This is a genomic window from uncultured Jatrophihabitans sp. (assembly GCF_964251945.1).
In the GTDB taxonomy this organism is placed as follows: domain Bacteria; phylum Actinomycetota; class Actinomycetes; order Mycobacteriales; family Jatrophihabitantaceae; genus Jatrophihabitans.
Genome location: NZ_CAXULP010000003.1, coordinates 64,354 through 84,710, shown reverse-complemented (window position 1 = coordinate 84,710; position 20,357 = coordinate 64,354). Strand labels below are relative to the sequence as shown.

17 protein-coding genes are annotated in these 20,357 nt (G+C 67.9%); 11 read left to right on the top strand and 6 right to left on the bottom strand.

Features of this window, described 5'->3' with window-relative positions; all coding sequences use genetic code 11:
• Positions 1-13: 13 nt before the first annotated feature.
• The 9 genes from nuoH (at position 14) to ACFFBG_RS07785 (ending at position 9,796) form a co-directional block, all read left to right on the top strand.
• Positions 14-1,324, top strand: coding sequence for an NADH-quinone oxidoreductase subunit NuoH (gene nuoH, locus ACFFBG_RS07825; protein WP_375478147.1), 1,311 nt, complete (start codon positions 14-16; stop codon positions 1,322-1,324).
• Between the two features lie 151 nt (positions 1,325-1,475).
• Positions 1,476-2,027: an NADH-quinone oxidoreductase subunit NuoI gene (nuoI, locus tag ACFFBG_RS07820; RefSeq protein WP_375478145.1), complete on the top strand. Its 552-nt coding sequence runs from the start codon at positions 1,476-1,478 to the stop codon at positions 2,025-2,027.
• Positions 2,024-2,830, top strand: coding sequence for an NADH-quinone oxidoreductase subunit J (locus ACFFBG_RS07815; protein WP_375477378.1), 807 nt, complete (start codon positions 2,024-2,026; stop codon positions 2,828-2,830). Before nuoI ends, ACFFBG_RS07815 begins: the two co-directional genes overlap by 4 nt.
• Positions 2,827-3,126, top strand: a complete 300-nt coding sequence (gene nuoK, locus ACFFBG_RS07810; RefSeq protein WP_375477376.1) for an NADH-quinone oxidoreductase subunit NuoK — start codon at positions 2,827-2,829, stop codon at positions 3,124-3,126. Before ACFFBG_RS07815 ends, nuoK begins: the two co-directional genes overlap by 4 nt.
• A gap of 16 nt (positions 3,127-3,142) precedes the next feature.
• Entirely contained in the window at positions 3,143-5,068 is a 1,926-nt protein-coding gene (nuoL, locus tag ACFFBG_RS07805; RefSeq protein WP_375478143.1) for an NADH-quinone oxidoreductase subunit L, read from the top strand.
• A gap of 31 nt (positions 5,069-5,099) precedes the next feature.
• Positions 5,100-6,686, top strand: coding sequence for an NADH-quinone oxidoreductase subunit M (locus ACFFBG_RS07800; protein WP_375477374.1), 1,587 nt, complete (start codon positions 5,100-5,102; stop codon positions 6,684-6,686).
• Entirely contained in the window at positions 6,683-8,269 is a 1,587-nt protein-coding gene (gene nuoN, locus ACFFBG_RS07795) for an NADH-quinone oxidoreductase subunit NuoN (protein WP_375477372.1), read from the top strand. The genes ACFFBG_RS07800 and nuoN overlap by 4 nt, the downstream gene beginning before the upstream one ends.
• The gene (locus tag ACFFBG_RS07790) at positions 8,266-9,300 is read left to right on the top strand and encodes a polyprenyl synthetase family protein (protein WP_375477370.1); all 1,035 of its coding nucleotides are present in this window, start codon (positions 8,266-8,268) and stop codon (positions 9,298-9,300) included. Before nuoN ends, ACFFBG_RS07790 begins: the two co-directional genes overlap by 4 nt.
• Positions 9,301-9,448: 148 nt before the next feature.
• Positions 9,449-9,796, top strand: coding sequence for a hypothetical protein (locus ACFFBG_RS07785; RefSeq protein WP_375477368.1), 348 nt, complete (start codon positions 9,449-9,451; stop codon positions 9,794-9,796).
• A gap of 33 nt (positions 9,797-9,829) precedes the next feature.
• Here ACFFBG_RS07785 and ACFFBG_RS07780 read toward each other — a convergent pair whose 3' ends face one another.
• The 4 genes from ACFFBG_RS07780 to ACFFBG_RS07765 all read right to left on the bottom strand — a co-directional run bounded on the left by ACFFBG_RS07780 (position 9,830) and on the right by ACFFBG_RS07765 (position 11,456).
• A complete protein-coding gene (locus ACFFBG_RS07780; protein WP_375477366.1) occupies positions 9,830-9,961 on the bottom strand; it encodes a hypothetical protein in 132 nt (43 codons plus the stop codon).
• A 96-nt stretch (positions 9,962-10,057) separates the two neighbouring features.
• Complete coding sequence (locus ACFFBG_RS07775; RefSeq protein ID WP_375477364.1) at positions 10,058-10,516, bottom strand: hypothetical protein; 459 nt, start codon at positions 10,514-10,516, stop codon at positions 10,058-10,060.
• A complete protein-coding gene (locus ACFFBG_RS07770) occupies positions 10,510-11,034 on the bottom strand; it encodes a YdcF family protein (protein ID WP_375477362.1) in 525 nt (174 codons plus the stop codon). Before ACFFBG_RS07770 ends, ACFFBG_RS07775 begins: the two co-directional genes overlap by 7 nt.
• A gap of 104 nt (positions 11,035-11,138) precedes the next feature.
• On the bottom strand, positions 11,139-11,456 hold the full coding sequence (locus ACFFBG_RS07765; protein ID WP_375477360.1) for an ANTAR domain-containing protein: 318 nt from the start codon (positions 11,454-11,456) through the stop codon (positions 11,139-11,141).
• A gap of 408 nt (positions 11,457-11,864) precedes the next feature.
• Here ACFFBG_RS07765 and ACFFBG_RS07760 point away from each other — a divergent pair, with 408 nt between their 5' ends.
• On the top strand, positions 11,865-16,733 hold the full coding sequence (locus ACFFBG_RS07760) for a beta strand repeat-containing protein (RefSeq protein ID WP_375477358.1): 4,869 nt from the start codon (positions 11,865-11,867) through the stop codon (positions 16,731-16,733).
• Between the two features lie 11 nt (positions 16,734-16,744).
• On the opposite strand, the gene ACFFBG_RS07755 is transcribed toward ACFFBG_RS07760, so the two are convergent.
• Complete coding sequence (locus tag ACFFBG_RS07755) at positions 16,745-17,305, bottom strand: hypothetical protein (RefSeq protein WP_375477356.1); 561 nt, start codon at positions 17,303-17,305, stop codon at positions 16,745-16,747.
• Position 17,306: 1 nt separating this feature from the next.
• Between ACFFBG_RS07755 and ACFFBG_RS07750 the strand changes: the two genes are divergently transcribed.
• Positions 17,307-18,443, top strand: coding sequence for a hypothetical protein (locus ACFFBG_RS07750; RefSeq protein ID WP_375477354.1), 1,137 nt, complete (start codon positions 17,307-17,309; stop codon positions 18,441-18,443).
• 29 nt (positions 18,444-18,472) lie between these two features.
• Here the strand turns inward: ACFFBG_RS07750 and ACFFBG_RS07745 are convergent, their stop codons facing one another.
• Positions 18,473-20,212, bottom strand: a complete 1,740-nt coding sequence (locus ACFFBG_RS07745) for a PKD domain-containing protein (protein ID WP_375477352.1) — start codon at positions 20,210-20,212, stop codon at positions 18,473-18,475.
• Positions 20,213-20,357 lie beyond the last annotated feature (145 nt).

The window sequence follows — 20,357 nt, the reverse complement described above, 5'->3', positions numbered from 1 at the left end:
GTCCGGGCAGAACGTGCCCGACGTCGGCACCCTGCCGTTCTGGCTGATCCTGATCAAGGTGCTCGGCGTCTTCGTGTTCCTGCTGGTCATGACGCTGTTCTCGATCGTGTTCGAGCGCAAGATCGTCGGCCGCATGCAGAACCGCATCGGCCCGAACCGCACGGGTCCGTGGGGCGTGCTGCAGTCGCTGGCCGACGGCCTGAAGCTGGCGTTCAAGGAAGAGATCATTCCCGTCCTCGCGGACAAGCCGGTGTACTTCATCGCGCCGATTATCTCTGCGGTGCCGGCGTTCGTCGCCTTCTCGGTGATCCCGTTCGGGCCCGAGGTGTCGATCTTCGGCCACCACACGCTGCTGCAGCTCACCGACCTGCCAGTCGGCGTGCTCGTGACGTTCGCCTGCTCCGCGCTCGGCGTCTACGGCATCGTGCTGGCCGGCTGGTCGTCCGGCTCGACGTACCCGCTGCTCGGCGGCCTGCGCTCGGCGGCGCAGATGATCTCCTACGAGGTCGCGATGGGCCTCTCGCTCGTCGCGGTGTTCCTGTTCTCCGGGACGATGTCCACCTCGGGCATCGTGTTCCAGCAGCGGCACGAGTGGAATGTGCTGGGGCTGTTCGTCTCGTTCGCGGTCTACGCGATCGCCGTCGTCGGCGAGACGAACCGCGCGCCGTTCGACCTGCCGGAGGCCGAGTCCGAGCTGGTCGGCGGCTACCAGACCGAGTACTCCTCGTTCAAGTTCGCGATGTTCTACCTCGCCGAGTACATCAACATGGTCACCGTGTCCGCGCTCGCCGCGACGCTGTTCCTCGGCGGGTGGCGCGCGCCCTGGCCGCTGTCGCTGTGGCACGGCGCGAACGCCGGCTGGTGGCCGATTCTGTGGTTCACCGGCAAGGTGGTCGCCGGCATCTTCATGTTCGTCTGGCTGCGTGGCACGCTGCCCCGGCTGCGCTACGACCAGTTCATGTCGTTCGGGTGGAAGGCGCTCATCCCGATCAACCTGGTCTGGATCCTCACCATCACGGCGGTGCACGTGCTGCGCGACCGCGGCTGGGAGTGGTGGCGCGCGATCGCGGTGCCCGCCGCCGTCGTGCTGCTGATCGTGGTGGTGCCCGGGCTGATGATCTGGGAGAAGTCCCGGGCCGAGCGCGCCGGCGAGCGCGCGGCGGACGAGGAGGACGACCGACTGCAGCCGGAGACCTTCCCGATCCCGCCGCTCGATCTCCTCGTGCCGAAGCCGCCGCGCGAGCTCGCCGCCGTCAGCGTGGGGAAACCAGCAGCGCCACTCGCCTCGTCGGCGACCCTGCCACCGGGAGGAACCGATGACTGACCTGCCCGAGCGCACCGGCGCGACTGCGCTGCCGGCCTCGACCGGCGGCGATGTGGCGCCGGCCGGCGAGCGGCCGGCGGTCGCGCACTCGCCGACGCCGACGGCGAGCCCGCTCGGCTTCGCCAAGGGCTTCGGCCTGACGTTCGCGACGATGTTCAAGAAGGTCTACACCCAGCAGTACCCGTACGACTTCTATCCGACCGCGCCGCGCTACCACGGCCGGCACGTGCTGAACCGGCACCCGGACGGCCTGGAGAAGTGCGTCGGCTGCGAGCTGTGCGCGTGGGCCTGCCCGGCGGACGCGATCTACGTCGAGGGCGGCGACAACACCGACACCGAGCGGTACTCGCCGGGCGAGCGGTACGGCGCGATCTACCAGATCAACTACCTGCGCTGCATCTTCTGCGGGCTGTGCATCGAGGCGTGCCCGACGAGGTCGCTGACGATGAGCAACGAGTACGAGCTCGCGCTCGACAACCGCCAGGAGCTGATCTACACCAAGGAGCAGCTGATGGCGCCGCTGCTGCCCGGCATGGAGGCGCCGCCGCACCCGATGCGCCTCGGCGACGACGAGAAGGACTACTACACGATCGAGGTGCAGGCGCCGATGCAGCAGGGCGAGCCGCAGAGCACCGCGAACGTCGCCGGCAAGCCGCTCACCGGGCACGCGATCGAGGTCGGCCGGCACGGAGGCCGCGGATGACCGCGACGACCATCCTGGCCGGCAACGCGCTGGTCAACGGCGAGGTGCCGCTCGGCGAGGCGATCGCGTTCTGGATCCTCGGGCCGGTGTCGCTCGCCGGCGCGATCGGCATGGTGCTGTTCCGCAACGCGGTGCACTCGGCGCTGTCGCTGGTTGCCACGATGATGAGCCTGGGCGCGTTCTACGTGATCCAGCAGGGCCCGTTCCTCGGCCTGGTGCAGATCATCGTCTACACCGGCGCCATCATGATCTTGTTCCTGTTCGTGCTGATGCTCGTCGGCCGGGATTCCTCCGACTCGATCGTCGAGACGCTGCGCGGGCAGCGTTGGGCGGCCGCGCTGTTCGGCGTCGGCTTCGCGCTGCTCGTCGCGTTGTCGGTCGGCCGGGCGTTCAAGGGCGTCAAGCCGACGAACCTCGACAAGCCCAACGCGGGCGGCGCGAACGTCAACTCGCTCGCCGAGCTGCTGTTCACCAAGTACCTGTTCGCCTTCGAGGTGACGTCCGCGCTGCTGATCGTCGCCGCCGTCGGCGCGATGATCCTCGCGCACGTCGAGCGTGACGGGCCGAAGCCGACGCAGAAGTCGCTGGCCCGCGAACGGATCCGCTCCGGCCGGCCGCAGCCGCTGCCCGGGCCCGGTGTGCTGTCGACCGGCAACTCGATCGGCACGCCGGCGCTGCTGCCGGACGGCACCGCGTCGCGGGAGTCGGTCATGATCGGGCAGGAGGACTTCCACGACGTGCCGGGCTACAACCCGCGCGCCCTCGACCCGTCCGACTACTCCGACAGCGAGACAAGATCATGACGCCGACGTACTACCTGGTCTTGTCTGCTGCGCTGTTCACGATCGGCGCGGTCGGGGTTCTCGTGCGCCGCAACGCGATCGTCGTGTTCATGTCGATCGAGCTGATGCTCAACGCCGTCAACCTGACGCTCGTCACGTTCTCCCGCATCAACGGCGATCTCGAAGGACAGGTCATGGCGTTTTTCGTCATGGTCGTCGCCGCCGCCGAGGTCGTCGTCGGCCTCGCGATCATCATGGCCATCTTCCGCACCCGCAGGTCGTCGTCGGTCGACGACGCCAACCTGCTGAAGTACTAGAGAGGCACCGACCTTGATCGGAGCGACCGGCGTCCAGTCGGGGGTGTGGCTGCTCGTCGCCATCCCCGCGCTGTCGGCTGCCATCTTGCTGCTGACCGGCAAGCGCGCGGACAAGTGGGGCCACTGGCTCGGCGCGCTCGTGCCGGTCGCGTTGTTCGTCTACGCCGCGGTGCTGTTCTTCTCGGTCAAGGGCCAGACGAACCGCGAGGTCGACCGCCACCTGTTCAGCTGGGTGCCGGTCGGCGGCTTCCACGTCGACGCCGGCATGCTGCTCGACCCGCTCGCGCTCGTCTTCGTCCTGCTTATCACCGGCGTCGGCTCGCTGATCCACATCTACGCCGTCGGCTACATGGCCGACGACCCCGGCCGCCGCCGCTTCTTCGGTTACTTCAACCTGTTCATCTCGGCGATGTTGCTGCTGGTGCTGGCCGACAGCTACCTGCTGCTCTACGTCGGCTGGGAGGGCGTCGGCCTCGCGTCCTACCTGCTGATCAGCTACTACTTCAACCGCAACTCGGCCGCGACGGCCGGCAACAAGGCGTTCTTCGCCAACCGCGTCGGCGACGTCGGGCTGTCCATCGCGATCATGCTGATGTTCGCCTACTTCGGCAGCACCTCCTTCGCCGGCGTGCTGCCGCACTTCGGCGGCGACATCGACCCAGGCTTCGCGCCGGGTATGCACGCCTCGACGGGCGTCGCCACCGCCATCGCGCTGATGCTGCTGCTCGGCGCGTGCGGCAAGTCCGGCCAGTTCCCGCTGCAGACCTGGCTGCCGGACGCGATGGAAGGCCCCACCCCGGTGTCCGCGCTCATCCACGCGGCCACGATGGTCACCGCCGGCGTCTACCTGATCGCCCGCTCGAGCGCGATCTTCGACGCGTCCCAAGCGGCGCGCACCGTCGTCACGATCATCGGCGCAATCACCCTGCTGTACGGGTGCATCGCCGGCTGCGGGCAGGACGACCTGAAACGCGTGCTCGCCAACTCGACGGTCAGCCAGATCGGCTACATGTTCCTGGCCGTCGGGCTCGGCCCCGGCGTCTACGCGATCGGCATCATCCACCTGCTCGGCCACGGCTTCTTCAAGGCATCGCTGTTCCTGTCGGCGGGCTCGGTCATGCACGCGATGAACGACCGCATCGACATGCGCCGCTTCGGCGGCCTGTGGCGGGTCATGCCGATCACCTTCTTCGTCTTCGTCTGCGGTTATCTCGCGATCATCGGGATGATCCCGTTCACCGGGTTCTTCACCAAGGACAAGATCATCGAGGCGGCTTTCGACAAGCACGGCGCCTCCGGCTACGTCCTCGGCATCTGCGCGCTGCTCGGCGCCGGCATCACCGCGTTCTACATGACCCGCGCGCTCGTGATGACGTTCTTCGGCAAGCGCCGCTGGGAAGACGGCGTGCACCCGCACGACCCCGGCCCGCTGATGACGATCCCGATGCTCATCCTCGGCCTGCTCGCGCTCGTCGGCGGCTTCGTGCTGATCGTCGGCGGCGGCGTGCAGCACTGGTTGACGCCGTCGGTCGGCAAGCCGATCGAGGCCGGCGTGCACACCATCTCGCCGGTGGTGCTCAGCGTGCTGACGCTGGTGGTGATGGCGCTCGGCGTGGCCGGCGGCGTGTTCGCGTTCCGCCAGGTGCCGGCCACCCAGCCGCAGGGCGTCTCGCCGGTCACCACGCTCGCCCGGCGCAACCTCTACGCCGACGCCGCGAACGAGAACCTGCTGATGAAGCCGGGCCAGTGGCTCACCCGAGCGCTGGTCTACTTCGACAACCGGGGCGTGGACGGCGCGGTCACCGGCCTCGCCGCCGGCTTCGGCGGCGGCTCGGCCCGGGTCAAACGCGTGCAGACGGGCTTCGTGCGCAGCTACGGGCTGACGATGCTTGGCGGCGCCGTCGCGATCGTCGCCGTCCTGCTGGCGGTGCGGTTCCAATGAGCGCTCGCGCGAACAGCCGGGAGACCAGTCGATGAGCGCTCCGCACAGCCCCACCATGCTGATCCTGGTGCTGATCCCGCTCGTCGGCGCCGGCGTCGTCTACGCGCTGCCGAACGCGCGCGCCAAGCTCGCCAAGCAGGTCACCCTCGCGGTGTCGCTGATCGTCGTCGTCTACACCCTCGTCGTGCTGTTCAGCTTCAACACCGGGCACGGCGCGAGCCGCTTCCAGTACGTCGGCAGCTGGACGTGGATCAAGGCGTTCGGCGCGCACATCGCGTTCGGGGTGGACGGCATCGCGCTGGTGCTCGTCACGATGGCGGTGCTGCTCGTCCCGGCCGTTGTGCTGGCGAGCTGGAACTCCCTCGACAGCAAAGCCGGCGCCGAAGAGGCGCCGCCGGCCGACGACGCGAAGCCGGCCAAGCGGCGCAGCGTGAAGAACTACTTCGCGCTGCTGCTGCTGCTCGAGTTCTTCATGGTCGGCGTGTTCACCGCGATGGACGTCTTCCTGTTCTACGTGTTCTTCGAAGCGATGCTCGTGCCGATGTACTTCATCATCGGCAGCTTCGGCGGCCCGCGCCGGCAGTACGCGGCGATGAAGTTCTTCCTGTACTCCCTCGTCGGCGGCCTGCTGATGCTGGCCTCGGTGATCGGGCTCTACCTGACCAGCAACACCGGCTCGTTCTCCATCTCGACGCTGATCGCGCACCCGCTGCCGAATGACGCGACGCAGAAGTGGCTGTTCCTCGGCTTCTTCATCGCCTTCGCGATCAAGGCGCCGCTGGTGCCGTTCCACACCTGGCTGCCGGACGCCGGCGCCGAGGCGCCGGCCGGCGGCGCGGCCCTGCTCGTCGGCGTGCTGGACAAGGTGGGCACGTTCGGCTTCCTGCGCTACTGCCTGCCGCTGTTCCCGGACGCGTCGCGCTACTTCGCCAAGCCGATCCTCGTGCTGTCGGTGATCGGCGTGCTGTACGCGGCGTTCCTCGCGATCGGCCAGCGGGACATGAAGCGGCTCGTCGCCTACACCTCGGTGGCGCACTTCGGCTTCATCGGCCTGGGCATCTTCGCGTTCACCACGCAGGGCGGCACCGGCGCGGTGCTCTACATGGTCAACCACGGCTTCTCCACCGGCGCGCTGTTCATCGTCGTCGGCCTGCTGATCGCCCGCGGCAAGAGCCGCAACGTCGACGACTACGGCGGCGTCGCGAAGGTCGCGCCGGTGCTGGCCGGGCTCTTCCTGCTCACCGGCCTGTCCGCGCTCGCGCTGCCCGGCCTGTCGACGTTCATCAGCGAATTCCTCGTGCTGGTGGGCACGTTCACCCGCTACAAGGGCTTCGCGATCATCGCGACGACCGGCATCATCCTGGCCGCGATCTACGTGCTGTACCTGTACCAGCGCACGTTCCAGGGCGTGGTGAGCGAGAAGGTCAAGCGCTTCCGCGACGTCAACGCGCGTGAGATCTTCGCGGTGGCGCCGCTGCTCGCGCTGATCGTCTTCCTCGGCGTCTACCCGAAGCCGGTGCTCGACGTCATCAACCCGGCGGTGAAGGACACCTTGACCAACGTCCATCAGACCGACCCGACCCCGAAGTACGGTCCCGTCGCGGAGGTGCACAAGTGAGCGCGACGTTGCTGGCGGCCGCTCCGACCGCGACGATCACCACCCCCTCGGTCGCCTACGTCGCGCTGCTGCCGATCTTCATCGTGCTGGGCGCGGCGCTGCTCGGCGTGCTTGCCGAGGCGGTCGTGCCGCGCGCCGAGCGCTTCAACGTGCAGGTCGGCCTGACGCTCGCCGGCCTGCTGGGCGCGCTGATCGCGGCGGTCGCGGTGCGCAACCACACGACGACTACGCCGACGCCGCGCGGCACCGACCTGCCGTTCGCCGGCTCGCTCGCCGTCGACAAGACCGGCCTGTTCATCCAGGGCACGGTCGTGCTGCTGGCGATCATGTCGACGCTGTTGATGGCCGAGCGCAGCGTCGATGTCGGCAGTTCGATCGTCGCGTCGTCGGCGCAGATCGTCGGCTCGCCGGAAGACCGCCGGCTCTCGCGCACCGACCGGGTGCAGACGGAGATCTTCCCGCTGCTGCTGTTCTCGGTGTCCGGCATGTTGATCTTTCCCATCGCGAACAACCTGATCCTGATGTTCGTGGCGCTCGAGATCCTGTCACTGCCGCTGTACCTGATGGCCGGCATGGCACGGCGCAAGCGGCTGCTGTCGCAGGAGTCCGCGGTCAAGTACTTCCTGCTCGGCTCGTTCGCGTCCGCGTTCTTCCTCTACGGGCTCGCGCTGCTCTACGGCTACGCCGACTCCGTCGACCTGCCGAACATCCTGACCGCGGCGCGCACCTCGACGAGGTCCGACGTGCTGCTCTACGTCGGGCTGGCGTTGCTGCTCGTCGGCCTGCTGTTCAAGGCGGGCATCGCGCCGTTCCACTCCTGGACGCCCGACGTCTACCAGGGCGCGCCGACGCCGGTGACCGCGTTCATGGCGGCCTGCACGAAGGTCGCCGCGTTCGGTGCCATCCTGCGGGTGCTCTACGTCGGCTTCAGCTCCACCGCGAACGACTGGCGGCCGGTGGTGTGGGGCGCCGCGATCGCCTCGATGGTCGTCGGCGCGGTGTTCGGCCTGACCCAGACGGACATCAAGCGGATCATCGCGTACTCCTCCATCGCGCACGCCGGCTTCATCCTCGTCGGGGTGGTGTCGTTGACGAAGGACGGCATCTCCAGCGTGCTGTTCTACCTGCTGACCTACGGCTTCACCACGCTCGCCGCGTTCGGCGTGCTGATGCTGGTGCGCGACTCCGACGGCGAGGCGACCCGGCTGTCCCAGTGGTCGGGGCTCGCGCGCAAGAGCCCGGTGGTCGCGGTGGTGATGACGATCCTGCTGATGTCGATGGCCGGCATCCCGCTGACCTCCGGGTTCACCGGCAAGTTCTTCGTCTTCCGCGCGGCCTACCACGTGGCGGCGCCGCTCGTCGTCATCGCGCTCGTCTGCTCGGCGATCGCGGCGTTCTTCTACCTGCGGATCGTCGTGTTGATGTTCTTCGCCGAGCCGCCGGAGAACGGCCCGACGATCGCGATCCCGGGCTGGTCGACCACGGTGGCGTTGACGTTCGGCGTCGCGGTGACGGTGGTGCTGGGCCTGTTCCCGCAGCCGGTCATCGACCTAGCGGGCAAGGCTGCGAAACTGCTCGGATGACCACTGCCGCGCTCGGCGTCTCCTTCGACGACCCGGCGCTCGAGCGGTCGGTCCGCGCCGGGCTGGACGCGGTCGAGTCGGCCCTGCGCAAGGCGGTGCACTCCGACGACGAGTTCGTCGCCAACGCGGCGGGATATCTGGTCGAGGCTGGCGGCAAGCGGTTCCGGCCGCTGCTGTCGGTGCTGGCCGCGCACTTCGGCGACGCGTCCCGGCCGGAGGTCGTCGACGCCGCCGTCGTCTGCGAGATCACCCACCTGGCCACGCTGTATCACGACGACGTCATGGACGAGGCGCTCGTCCGGCGTGGCAGCCAGTCGGCGAACGCGCGCTGGGACAACTCGGTCGCGATCCTCACCGGTGACTTCCTGTTCTCCCGCGCGTCGAACATCCTGGCCGATCTCGGTCCGTGGGCCGTCCGGTTGCAGGCGCAGACCTTCGAGCGGCTGGTGATCGGCCAGATCAACGAGACGGTCGGCCCGCGGCCCGGCGCCGACCCGATCGAGCACTACCTGTCCGTGCTGGCCGACAAGACCGGCTCGTTGATCGCGACGGCCGCCGAGTTCGGCGCCCACTTCGCCGGCGTGGACGCCCCGGTGATCGCCCGGCTGCGCGACTTCGGCGAGCAGATCGGCGTCGCGTTCCAGATCAGCGACGACATCCTCGACATCGCCTCGGAGTCCGTCGAGTCGGGCAAGACGCCCGGCACCGATCTGCGCGAGGGCGTGCCGACGCTGCCGGTGCTCTACGCGTTGCGCGGCGGCGAGGGTCGCGGCGCCGAAGGCGGCGAGTTCACGACCAGCGCGACGAAGGCGCAGCGGTTGCGGACGCTCGTGTCGCACCCGTTGGTCGACGACGCCGAACACGCTGAGGCCTTGGCCCTGCTGCGATCCTCGCCGGCGATCGAGCAGGCCCGGACGACATTGCGCGGTTACGCCGACCGCGCCCGGGCCACCCTCGACACCTTGCCGGACGTGCCCGCCCGCGACGCGCTCGAGGCGCTCACCCAGCTCGTCATCGCCCGCACCGGCTGATCTGCGCGCTCTGTCCGCCGGGTGCTTCGTGACGAGGTGTGTCACGGGCGTAATACAGCTCCAGCTGAATACTATGACGCTGGACCCCGCGATGAATTCGTTGCTTTGATCCAGTGGGTGGCGCCGCCGGAATGGGTATTCGTGGGGTGTGAGCACGGACACCGCGATCAACCGGCCCGCTCGACCCCGTCCGCGGCCGCGGCCGTCCTCGCCGGACGCCGTTCCGGCGCACGAGTTGCTGGCTCGCGCAGCAGCGCCGGCAGCCACAGCGGCGCCGGCAGCGCCGGCAGCTCCGGTAGCAACGGCGGCTGCTGGCAGTGGCCGGCACTCGCACGCGCGCAGTCGCGATCTGGACGCCCGTTCCGGCGCGGCTCAGCTCGACCGGTTCCGGACAGTCGTCCTCAGCGACCCGGTCCGCTCGGTGCTGATCTGGGTCGCCGCCTTCACGCTGCTGTTCTTCGCCCTCTACCGGATCAACGAGGCCATCAACGGCTGACCCGCGCCGGCCCGGCCGGCCCGGCTCGCTAGCTCAGCACTTGCACTTCGTCCAGGGCATGTCGATCAGGAGGACGATCGCCAGCACGACCAGGGTGACGGCGACGGTGACCCAGCCCCAGAACCGCACGCTGCGCGGGTCGCGTCCCCACGGATCCGGTTTCACGCCGATCAGTCTGCCGGATGCGCTCGCCACCCGTGCTGTCGGAGGCGTCAACCGGCCGTCCCGCCGCTTCGCGCAGCGGTGGTCGGCCAAGGCCGCTCACCGGCCGATGTACGGCGTCCCGTAACACCGCACCTTCGCCAGTGGTGCAGTCAGCCGCGCGGTCCACGCCGTGTTCCCGTCCACCGCGAGCACGCACTCGATGTGCGCCTGAACCCGCCGCGAGTTGCTCTTCGCGATCAACTCGTAGTCGGCGACGTCGCCGCTCATCACCACCGTGCGCGACCACGGCAGGGGCACGTGCCGGATCACCCTGAGCAACTTTCCATCGTCGAGCGGCTCGGCGTACACGATGCTCGCCGGCCCTGTCCCCGTGATGCGGTAGGTGACCCGGTGCACGTGCTTGCCGCCGAACCGCATGCCGTGCAGGTTGAGCGTCACCATGATCACCAGTGCCACCAGCACGATCAGGCTGAAGAATCGCCGCAACCCGCGCCACGCCGCTCCGAGCGCCACCTTTGATGACGTCAGCGCGGATCGTCGCTCGGTGCTCAACACGAGCGTTTCACGATCGCCTTGAACCAGGCGCCCGACTCGTACAGGAACTGCTGGCGCCACACGCCCCAGTCCAGGAACCGGCGCGTGCCCATCACGTACACCTGTCCCTTGAAGCAACGGTCGAACAGCCAGCGCGATCGGCTCACGTGGTAGATCGGCGTGACGACGATGATCGAGCTCCACCGCATCCGCACGGCCATCCGGGACACCGCCTGCGCCTCGCCCTGGGTGGTGGCCGGGCTGGGCATGAAGCAGGTGACGTGCACGTCGCGCAGTCCGGCGCGACATAGGTTGCGGTCGTACGCCGATCCGGGGGCGGACACCAACAGGTTGCTCGCGTACTTCTGCTTGCTCAGCGTGATGCCCATCTGCAGCGCGCCGCCGTAATCCGGGGAGCCCAGCACCACGATCGCGTCCACGTGCCGCGGCTTGTCGGTGGACGGGTCGACGATGAGCAGGTAGCCGGCGACCAGCCAGGCGACCACGAGGGCGCCGACCACGTTCAGCAGGCGTAGCAACCGAGCGCTCCGAGGGATGGGACGGTGTCACGCACGCCAAAGCGCGACCGGCCCGGCGAGCGTCGGTCAGCCTAGCCACCGCACTTGAAGGGCCCACACCATGATCACCGTCGACCCCCGGCAGGGCTCACGCCGGGCGCTGGTACCGGCACGTCGTCTGCCGCCGCGATGGCGCCGGAGTCGGCAGCTCGCCCGTCTCGATCACGTCCTCGGCGACGTCCCGGGCCTTGCGGTTGACGAGCTGGGCTCGACGTGCTCAGGCGCCGGAACGCCTCGTCGGCGTCGATCTTGTGAAGCGCCATCAAGATCCCCATGGCCACGCCGATGCGCCGCGACGCGCGCAACGCGGCCTGCAGGCCCTCGATCTCGCTGTCCCGCACCCGTAGTTGGTCGACGAAGTCGTCGCGTTCCGCATCCTGCATGGCAGACCCCTCGACGCAGCACGGCCGTTGTAGCTCAGGACGGCGCGGGGTCTGGGCACCGGTACGGGTTCAATCTAGCCCGCGTGGACACCGCCGCCGAGCCGGGCGGTCGGGGTGCTGGCGCGGGGTCCGGCCAAGATTAATTTGGGCTCAAATAACAGGCCGATAAACAATGCCAAGTCCCAGGTGCGGGCCGCAGCTGAATTACTACCGCTAAAGCAGTAGATAACTACTACCGCTAAAGCAGTAGTTTATGAGAATTGCGACGCAATTGCGACATTCCTGGGCAACTCAGCTGCCTCGATTTTCGCTGCCGTGTTGCGTCTGATAGGTCTGGGCCGCATTCTCGTGACCGCCGGCGGAGTTACTACCGGTTCGCGGGATATCCGCGCGAACCGGGGGACACTCGTGCCGACTTTGAAGCTGTTCATGCTGCGCTGGGTCGTTGTGGCCAGCCTGGCCTTGCTGTCGATGGTCTTCGTCGCAGCGCCGGCCGCCCTTGCAGCGCCCCCGGCCAATGACGCGTTCTCCTCTTCAGTGACGCTTGCCGGGGGCGCCGGCAGCGCGAGCGGCACAAACGTCGACGCCACCAAAGAAACCGGCGAACCCAACCACGCAGGCAACGTCGGCGGCAAGTCGATCTGGTATCGCTGGGTCGCCCCGAGTAGCGGCACCATCACCTTCAACACGTTCGGCAGCGGCTTCGACACCCTGCTCGCGGCCTACACCGGCAGTTCGGTCAGCGCGCTGACGGCCATCGCTGCCAACGATGACGCCGTCGCCGGCTCGGCTGGAGAAAGTCGGACGAGCTTCGCGGCCGTCAGCGGCACTGCGTACCTGATCGCGGTCGACGGCTACTCCGGCGCGAGCGGCAACGTCACGTTGTCGTGGGAACCGCCGCCGGCGAACGACGCGTTTGCGACGCCCATCCAGCTATCGGGCGTGAGCGGATCGATCTCGGGGTCGAACACGGGCGCCACGAAAGAGGCATCCGAGCCCGACCACGCAGGTGTCGCCGGCGGTTCCTCGCTCTGGTACCGGTGGATCGCGCCCAACAGCGGCACGGTCAGCTTCGACACCCTGCCCAGTGGGTTCAACACGCTGCTCGCGGTCTATATCGGCCAGAGCGTCGACAGCCTGACGTCCATCGCCAGCAACAACGATGTCTCCGCTGACAGCACGCGCAGCCGGGTCTCTTTCAGTGCCACGGCTGGCTCGGTGTATCGCATCGCCGTCGACGGCGCGGGCCGCGCCTCAGGGTCGGTGGTCCTGAACTGGGCCGGTCCGGCGCAGGCGAATGACGCCTTCGCGGCCGCGACGGTGATCTCCGGCGCCAGCGGCAACGTCGGCGGGACGAACGCCGGCGCGACGAAGGAGACCAACGAGCCCAGCCATGCCGGCAACCCCGGCGGGAAGTCGATTTGGTACCAGTGGACGGCGCCGAGCAGCGGCACAGTTTCCTTCGACACGCGAACATCGTCCTTCAACACGCTGCTCGCGGTGTACACGGGCAACGCGGTCAACGCCCTCACGCTGGTCGCCGGCAACGACGACCTGGCAACCGGCACGGTGCAGAGTCAGCTGACGTTCTTCGCGAACGCCGGAACGGTCTACCGCATCGCGATCGACGGTTTCAACGCCGCCCAGGGCTCGACGTCGCTCACCTGGGGACCGCCGCCGGCCAACGACGCGTTCGCAACCCCGACGGTCGTGTCCGGAGCGAGCGGCACCAGCGCCGGCAGCAATGCCGGTGCGACGAAGGAGACCGGCGAACCTCAGCACGCAGGCAACGCGGGCGGCGCGTCCATTTGGTATCAGTGGACCGCACCGAGCGCCGCCGCCGTCTCGTTCGACACGTTGACGAGCAACGTCGACACGTTGCTCGCGGTGTATACCGGGTCAGCCGTCAACAACCTCACCCTGGTCTCAAGCAATGACGATGCCGCCGCGGGGCTGCGCCAGAGTCAGACAACCTTCACCCCGACGAGCGGCACGGTGTATTCCATCGCCGTCGACGGTTACAACGGCGCAGCCGGACCGATCACGCTCCGCTGGGGCGCACCGCCGCCGGCCAACGACCTGTTCGCGTCAGCCAAGCCGATCTTCGGCGGCGCCGGCTCGGTCAGCGGCACGAACTCCACCGCGACGAAGGAGTCCGGCGAGCCAAACCACGCCGGCAATGCCGGCGGAAAGTCAGTCTGGTATTCGTGGACGGCGCCGGGGAACGGCACCTTTACCTTCAAGACCGCAGGCTCGTCATTCGACACCCTGTTGGCGGTGTACACGGGCAGCTCGGTCAGCGCGTTGACATCGATTGCCAGCAATGACGACAGCGGATCGGTGCAGACCAGCAAGGCGTCGTTCACAGCGGTCTTGGGCACCGTTTACCGCATTGCGGTGGACGGGAAGTCCGGCGCCGCCGGCAAGATCACGCTGGCCTGGTCGGCGCCTGCGCCCGCCAACGACAACTTCGCCGCGGCCCGCGTCCTCTCCGGGCGCGGTGGCGCCGTCAGCGACAGCAACGTCAACGCCACCCGCGAGGCCGGCGAGCCACAGCACGCCGGCGAGGACGGCTCGACGTCCGTCTGGTACCGGTGGACCGCCCCGACAACCGGGAACTACACGTTCGAGACAACCGGCAGCTCGTTCGACACCCTGCTTGCGGTCTACACCGGCGCCGCGGTCGGCTCGCTCACCCCGATCGTGAGCAACGACGACGCCGACGCGACAGTCAGCACCAGCCGGGTCACGCTTGCCGCCACGGCGGGCACCGTCTACAGCATTGCCGTCGACGGATATCAGAGCGACTTCGGCGCCATCATTTTGACGTGGACGCCGCCGGCGCCCGCCAATGACGCGTTCGCCTCGGCCACGACGGTGACGGGCGCGAGCGGAACGTCGTCCGGGACGAACCTCGACGCGTCGAAAGAAGCGGGCGAGCCCGATCACGCAGGCACGCCCGGAGGCAAGTCGGTCTGGTATTCGTGGACCGCGCCGAGCACCGGCAATTTCTCGTTCGCGACGACGGGCAGCGACTTCGACACCGTGCTCGCGGCCTACGTCGGCACGGCCGTCAACGGCCTCATGCCGGTCGCAGCCGACGATGACGACGGATCATTGAATACCAGCCAGGTCATCATTGCTGCGACGTCAGGAACGGTCTACTCGATCGCGGTCGACGGCTACGGCGGCGCGTCCGGAGCAATTTCGCTGTCGTGGACGCCAACGCCGAGCAACGACGCTTTCGCGACGCCGGTTGCTCTTCCCGCTACTAGCGGGAGTGTCAGCGGGACGAACGTCGGGGCGTCCAAGGAATCGGGCGAGCCGGACCACGCCAACGAACCAGGTGGGCATTCGGTGTGGTTCCAGTGGACGGCGCCCAGCAACAAGTCGGTCTCCTTCGACACGTTGGGCAGCGCGTTCGACACCGTCCTCGCGGTCTACACCGGATCGTCCGTGGACAACCTCACCGAGGTCGTGAGCAACGACGACGCGGCTGGCGCCGGGTTGCCGCAGAGCAGGGTGAGCTTCGTCCCCACCGCGGGTGCGGTGTACAGCGTCGCCGTGGACGGCGCCAATCGCGCCACGGGCGCCGTCAAGGTGACAGTGACCCCGGCACCCGCGAACGACGCCTTCGCCGCGCCGAAGTTGATCTCCGGCGCGAGCGGCAGCAGCACAGGGTCCAACGTCGCCGCGAGCAAGGAGCCGGGCGAGCCGAACCACGCCGGCCAGCCCGGTGGCAGTTCGGTCTGGTACCGGTGGACTGCGCCGAGCAGCGGATTGGCCACCTTCGACACGTTGACGAGCAAGATCGACACGTTGCTCGGGGTGTACACCGGCTCCGCGGTGGGCGCGTTGACGACGATCGCGAGCAATGACGACGTCAGCGGCTCAGTCACGCAAAGCCAGCTCACGTTCGCGGCCACCAGCGGCAAGGTCTACTACATCGCCGTCGACGGGTACGCCCGTCAGGCGGGCGCCATCGCCCTGCATTGGTCGCTCGCCCCGACGCCGGCCACCACCCTCGCCTACGACGATTTCCAGCGCTCCGTCACATCGGGCTGGGGCGCCGCTGATGTCGGCGGCTCGTGGTCGGTGTCACCCTCGGCAAGCTTCGGGGTCAGCGGCGGCGCTGGCACGATCGCGCTGGGCGCCGGCGTGTCCGGCAGCGCCGCACTCGGTTCGACCAGCTCGATCACCAATGACACGAGCGTCAGCTTCGCCTTGGACAAGGCGCCGACCGGTTTGGGCTACACGTTCAGCGTCGTCGGCCGACGGATCTCCGGGCAGGGCGGCTACCGCACGAAGGTCCTGGTGTCCTCGACCGGCGCCGTCAGCATTCAGTTGAACAGATACAACACGACGGGGACGACGTCGCTCGGCTCGGCGTCGACCGTCAGCGGGCTGACCTACACCGCCGGCACGCAGTTGCGCGTGCGAATGCAAACGGTCGGAGTGAACCCGACACAGATCACCGCGAAGGTGTGGTCGACGACTGGCGCCGAGCCGACCACCTGGAAGGTCAGCGCGTCGGACAGCACACCCGAGCTGCAGGCGGCGGGCAACCCTTCGATCAATCCGTCGTATGCGAGTAATGCGACAAACGCGCCGATCACCGCCTCGGTCGACACGCTGCGAGTGACGACGCAGCTGGCCGCAGACGACTTCGGCCGATCGACGAGCTCCGGTTGGGGCACGGCCGACGTCGGCGGTTCATGGACGACGAGCCCCGCGGCGTCCGCCGCAGTCGCCGGTGGCGTGGGCAGGATGAGCCTGGGCGCCGGGGCGACCGTCAACGCCTACTTCAGTCAGTTTGCGCTGCAGACCGACGCAGCCGTCACGTTCTCCCTGGACAAAAAGCCAACCGGGGGTGGCACGTCCTTCACGCTGGCCGGTCGTCGGATTTCCGGTCAGGGCGCCTATCGGGCAAAGGTGCTGGTCGCGCCAAGCGGCGCAGTGAGCATCCAGCTCATTCGCTACACAACGTCCGACGCCGTGCTGACATCTGCCACGACTATCTCCGGGTTGACTTATACCGCCGGCACTCCACTGCGTGTGCGGCTGCAGACCCTCGGCTCGGGCACGACGACCTTGAACGCGAAGGTGTGGGCTGCCAGCGCTGCCGAGCCCGCGGATTGGCAGGTCAGCGCGACGGACACCACTGCCGGACTGCAGGCGCAGGGCACTGTCGCGATTTCCTCGACGAACTCCAGCAGTTCGACCAATGCGCCAATCACGGTCTCCGTCGACAATCTGCGAGTCAACCTGCCTTCATAAGCCGAGCGTGATCAGGCGGCGCAGGTCGATGGCGATACGATCGAGGCGTTTCCAGTGTTTCCGTGCCTTCTTGCCAGAGCACGATAGACACCTGAGAAGCGGTGTTTAGGTCGCGTTCGATACCCGTGCTCGACGGCTCGCTGCTCGTCCGAAAGAGAGAAGTGGCTGATGTCTGCTCGCCGTCCGATGCCCTTTCCCGCCGTTGGCTCCGGAGAATCGGCGGAGGTGGAGCGGCGGTTTCCGCGGCGGCTGTTGCTGACCGGCGGGATCACGGCGGCGGCGTTGGGAGTGGTGGAGTCGCGGCCGTCGAGCGCGGATGCCGCGGCGGGGACGACCGCCTGGCAGCTCGGCGGGAACACCGGCGTCGCGACGAACGGCAGCAACTTTCTGGGGCCGACGAATGCCGGGGCTCCGTTGATCTTCAAGACGACGCCTTCGGGATCGTCGACGCCGAGCGAACGCCTGCGGATCACGCCGGGCGGCAATATCGGCGTCAACAACACCTCGCCGACGGCGAAGTTCGACTTGGCGAGCTCGGCGAACCCCGTCCTGCGTGCGAAGTCGACCAGCACCTTGTCCTCGGCAGACGCGATCCTCGGCACGGCCACGAACGCCAACGGCGTGCACGGCGTGTCCAACGGCGGCAACGGCGTCGTCGGCACATCGACGTCCGGTGAGGGCGTCTACGGCACGTCGACGGACGGCTATGGCGTCTACGGCGTGTCCAACGGCGGCAACGGCGTCGTCGGCACGTCGACGTCAGGCGAGGGCGTCTACGGCACGTCGACGGACGGCTATGGCGTCTACGGATACGGATACTCCCGCGGCATCTACGGATACGGATACACATCCGATGGCGGAACCGCATCCGGCGTCTACGGTTACGGATACTCATCCGGTGGCGGAGCCGCATACGGCGTCAACGGTTACGGAGGCTCGGCTGGCGTCAACGGGTCCGGGGGCACGACCGGCGTCAACGGGTCCGGGGGAACGTACGGCTCGTATGGCTATTCCGCCGCAGGCGCCGGTGCGTACGGCACTAGCAACAACGTTGGCGTTTGGGGCCAAGCGACGGCATACGGGGTGTACGGCTACGCGACGGACACCGGTACGAGCACGACCTACGGCGGCTATTTCAAGTGCTCGAATGCGTCTTCATACGCGATCTGTGCCGTTGGCAACGTCGAGGTGTTCGGCACCCTCTCCAAGTCCGCCGGGTCGTTCAAGATCGACCATCCGCTCGACCCGGAGCACAAGTGGCTGTCGCACTCTTTCGTCGAGTCGCCGGACATGATGAACGTCTACAACGGCAATGTGACGTTGGACGGCAATGGCGAGGCGAGTGTCGAGCTGCCGGATTATTTCACTGTGTTGAATCGCGACTACCGCTATCAGCTCACGGCGATCGGCGCGGCTGGCCCCGACCTGCATATCGCGTCGGAGGTTGCGGACAACAAGTTCACCGTGGCCGGTGGGAAGCCGGGGATGAAGGTGTCCTGGCAGGTCACGGGCATCCGGCAGGATGCCTACGCCAAGGCGCACCCGATCGTGGTCGAGGAGAACAAGGCGAAGGAGCACCGCGGAACTCGGCAATTCGTTCCGGCTGGATCCAAGGCGAAGGCGATGCACCTCGGGCCGACGCCACTCAAAGCGGCTGAGGCGAAGCCGCTCGCCGTTCCGCATCGACTCCAGCCGGGCCGCCGGAAGTAACTAAGTAAGTCCGGCCGCCCGACCGGGGGTCAGTGGACCGTCACTGTGGTGCTGGTTGTCGCGCTGCGGCTGTAATTGTCGGTGACTTTCAGCGTGACGGTGAACGAACCAGCGGCGGCGTAGGTGTGGGTCACCGTCGAGCTTGTCGTGGTCGTCGTGCTGGTGCCGTCGCCGAACGTCCACGCGTAGCTGCTGATCGAGCCGCCCGGGAATGGGTCCGTCGAGCTGCTTGCGCTGAAGCTCGCGGACGTTGCGTGGGTGATCGTGGTCGGCGGCGTTATCACCGCGGTGGGGCTCATCGGCTTGAACACGCTCGACCCCTTGGGCGCGCCGACGCCGGACGGGCCGTCGTACCCGGTGGCCGCGTCGCATTCCTTTGTGCCGGCTGGATTGAGCGCCGTCCCGGCGTTGTTCCAAGCGCAATCCAGCACGCCGTAGCCTTCGGCGTTCGGCGAGGTGCCGCCGAATAAGTAGCTGGCGCAGGCGCCCGCCGGCGTGCCGTCACAGATGCCGTTTCCGCCCGACGTGACGTCGAAGAGCGACGTGGTCGCGGCGGACTTTTGGTGTCCGTACAACGACAGCGAGGGATAAGCGACCCCGCCGCTGCCGCCGGCCAGCGCCCACATCGCGGCGATCAGCGGTGACGCGAGCGATGTGCCGCCGTACGTCGCCCACCCGGACGACTGATACGTGTCGTAGATGTCGTAGCCGGTGTAGGGGTCGGCCAGCGCGGCGATGTCGCCGGCGTCACGGAAGGTTCCGCAGCCCGTCTGGCTGTAGCCGCTGACGGACCGTTGCCACTTCTGGGCAGCGACCTGGGTGCTGCACCCGCCGCCACTCGCGCCGAGCGAATATTGCGTGTTTGCGCCGGCGACGTCGGAGGACCCGTTCTCGTTCCACACAGTCTCGCCCGAGCGAGTCGCGTCTGAGTTCAGATAGAGCGTCGTCCCGCCCACCGCGACGACCGTGTTGAGCGACGACGGCACTGACGGAGCGCTACTCGAGGTGCCGCCGACGTTGTAATTGTCCCAGTCGAAGAGCCCGTGATCGCCTGTCGAGGCGGTGATCACGACGCCGGAGTGCTTGTAGGCGCTGGCGATGCTCGAATCGATGGCGCCGGACTCGGCGCCGCCGTAGGAGTTCGTGATCTCGGTGGCGCCCAGGCTCACGGCCTTGTTCTCGGCGGCGGCAAGATCGGTGAACGCGCTGGAGTTCGCCTCTACGAGGATGATCTTGCAGTTGTTGCACAACCCGCGAACGGCGTCGAGATCCAGGCTCTCTTCACCCGCCCAGCCCGCGTCGGCGGTCGGCAGCGTTGTCGTGCTGCCGGTTTGCGAGACCTTGCGGAAGGACGTGGACGTCTCCGCGGGCAGGCCGTAGTGCGAGTCGAACGCGTTCAGGTCGGCGAGTGCGTTCGGGTCGTCGTATGCGTCGACGATTCCCACCACTTGATTGGTGATCGGCGCGGTGTTGCTCACCCCGTAAGCCTTGGCCAGATCGTTGGGGGTGAATCCGCCTGCCGGACCGGTCGTGTACGAGGAATTCGCGGTCAACCGCCGCGCCCCGGCGGTGCCGGCCGCGACCTTCTTCAACTTCATCGCGAAGCACGAGGCATGGTGCGCCTTGGGCGCGGCGCAGACAGGCACCGCCCGGTAAACCTGGGCGCTGGCCGCGGACACCGACGCCGGCACAGCGGCGAACGCCGCGATTGCCAACGCGGCGCCGGCAGCGGCCGTCAGGCAGACAGACGTCGACTTTGAAATGCGCACAATTCCCCCGGAGTTGTGACGAATGGGTGCGCCATGGCGAAGTGAGCATCAGCGTTAGGGCGCGTCGAGAGCGTAGGGCAATCACCGGGCCGCGGCAACTGACGCTGGCAAGGCGATGTCAAGCATCAGACGAGGTGCTCGGAAC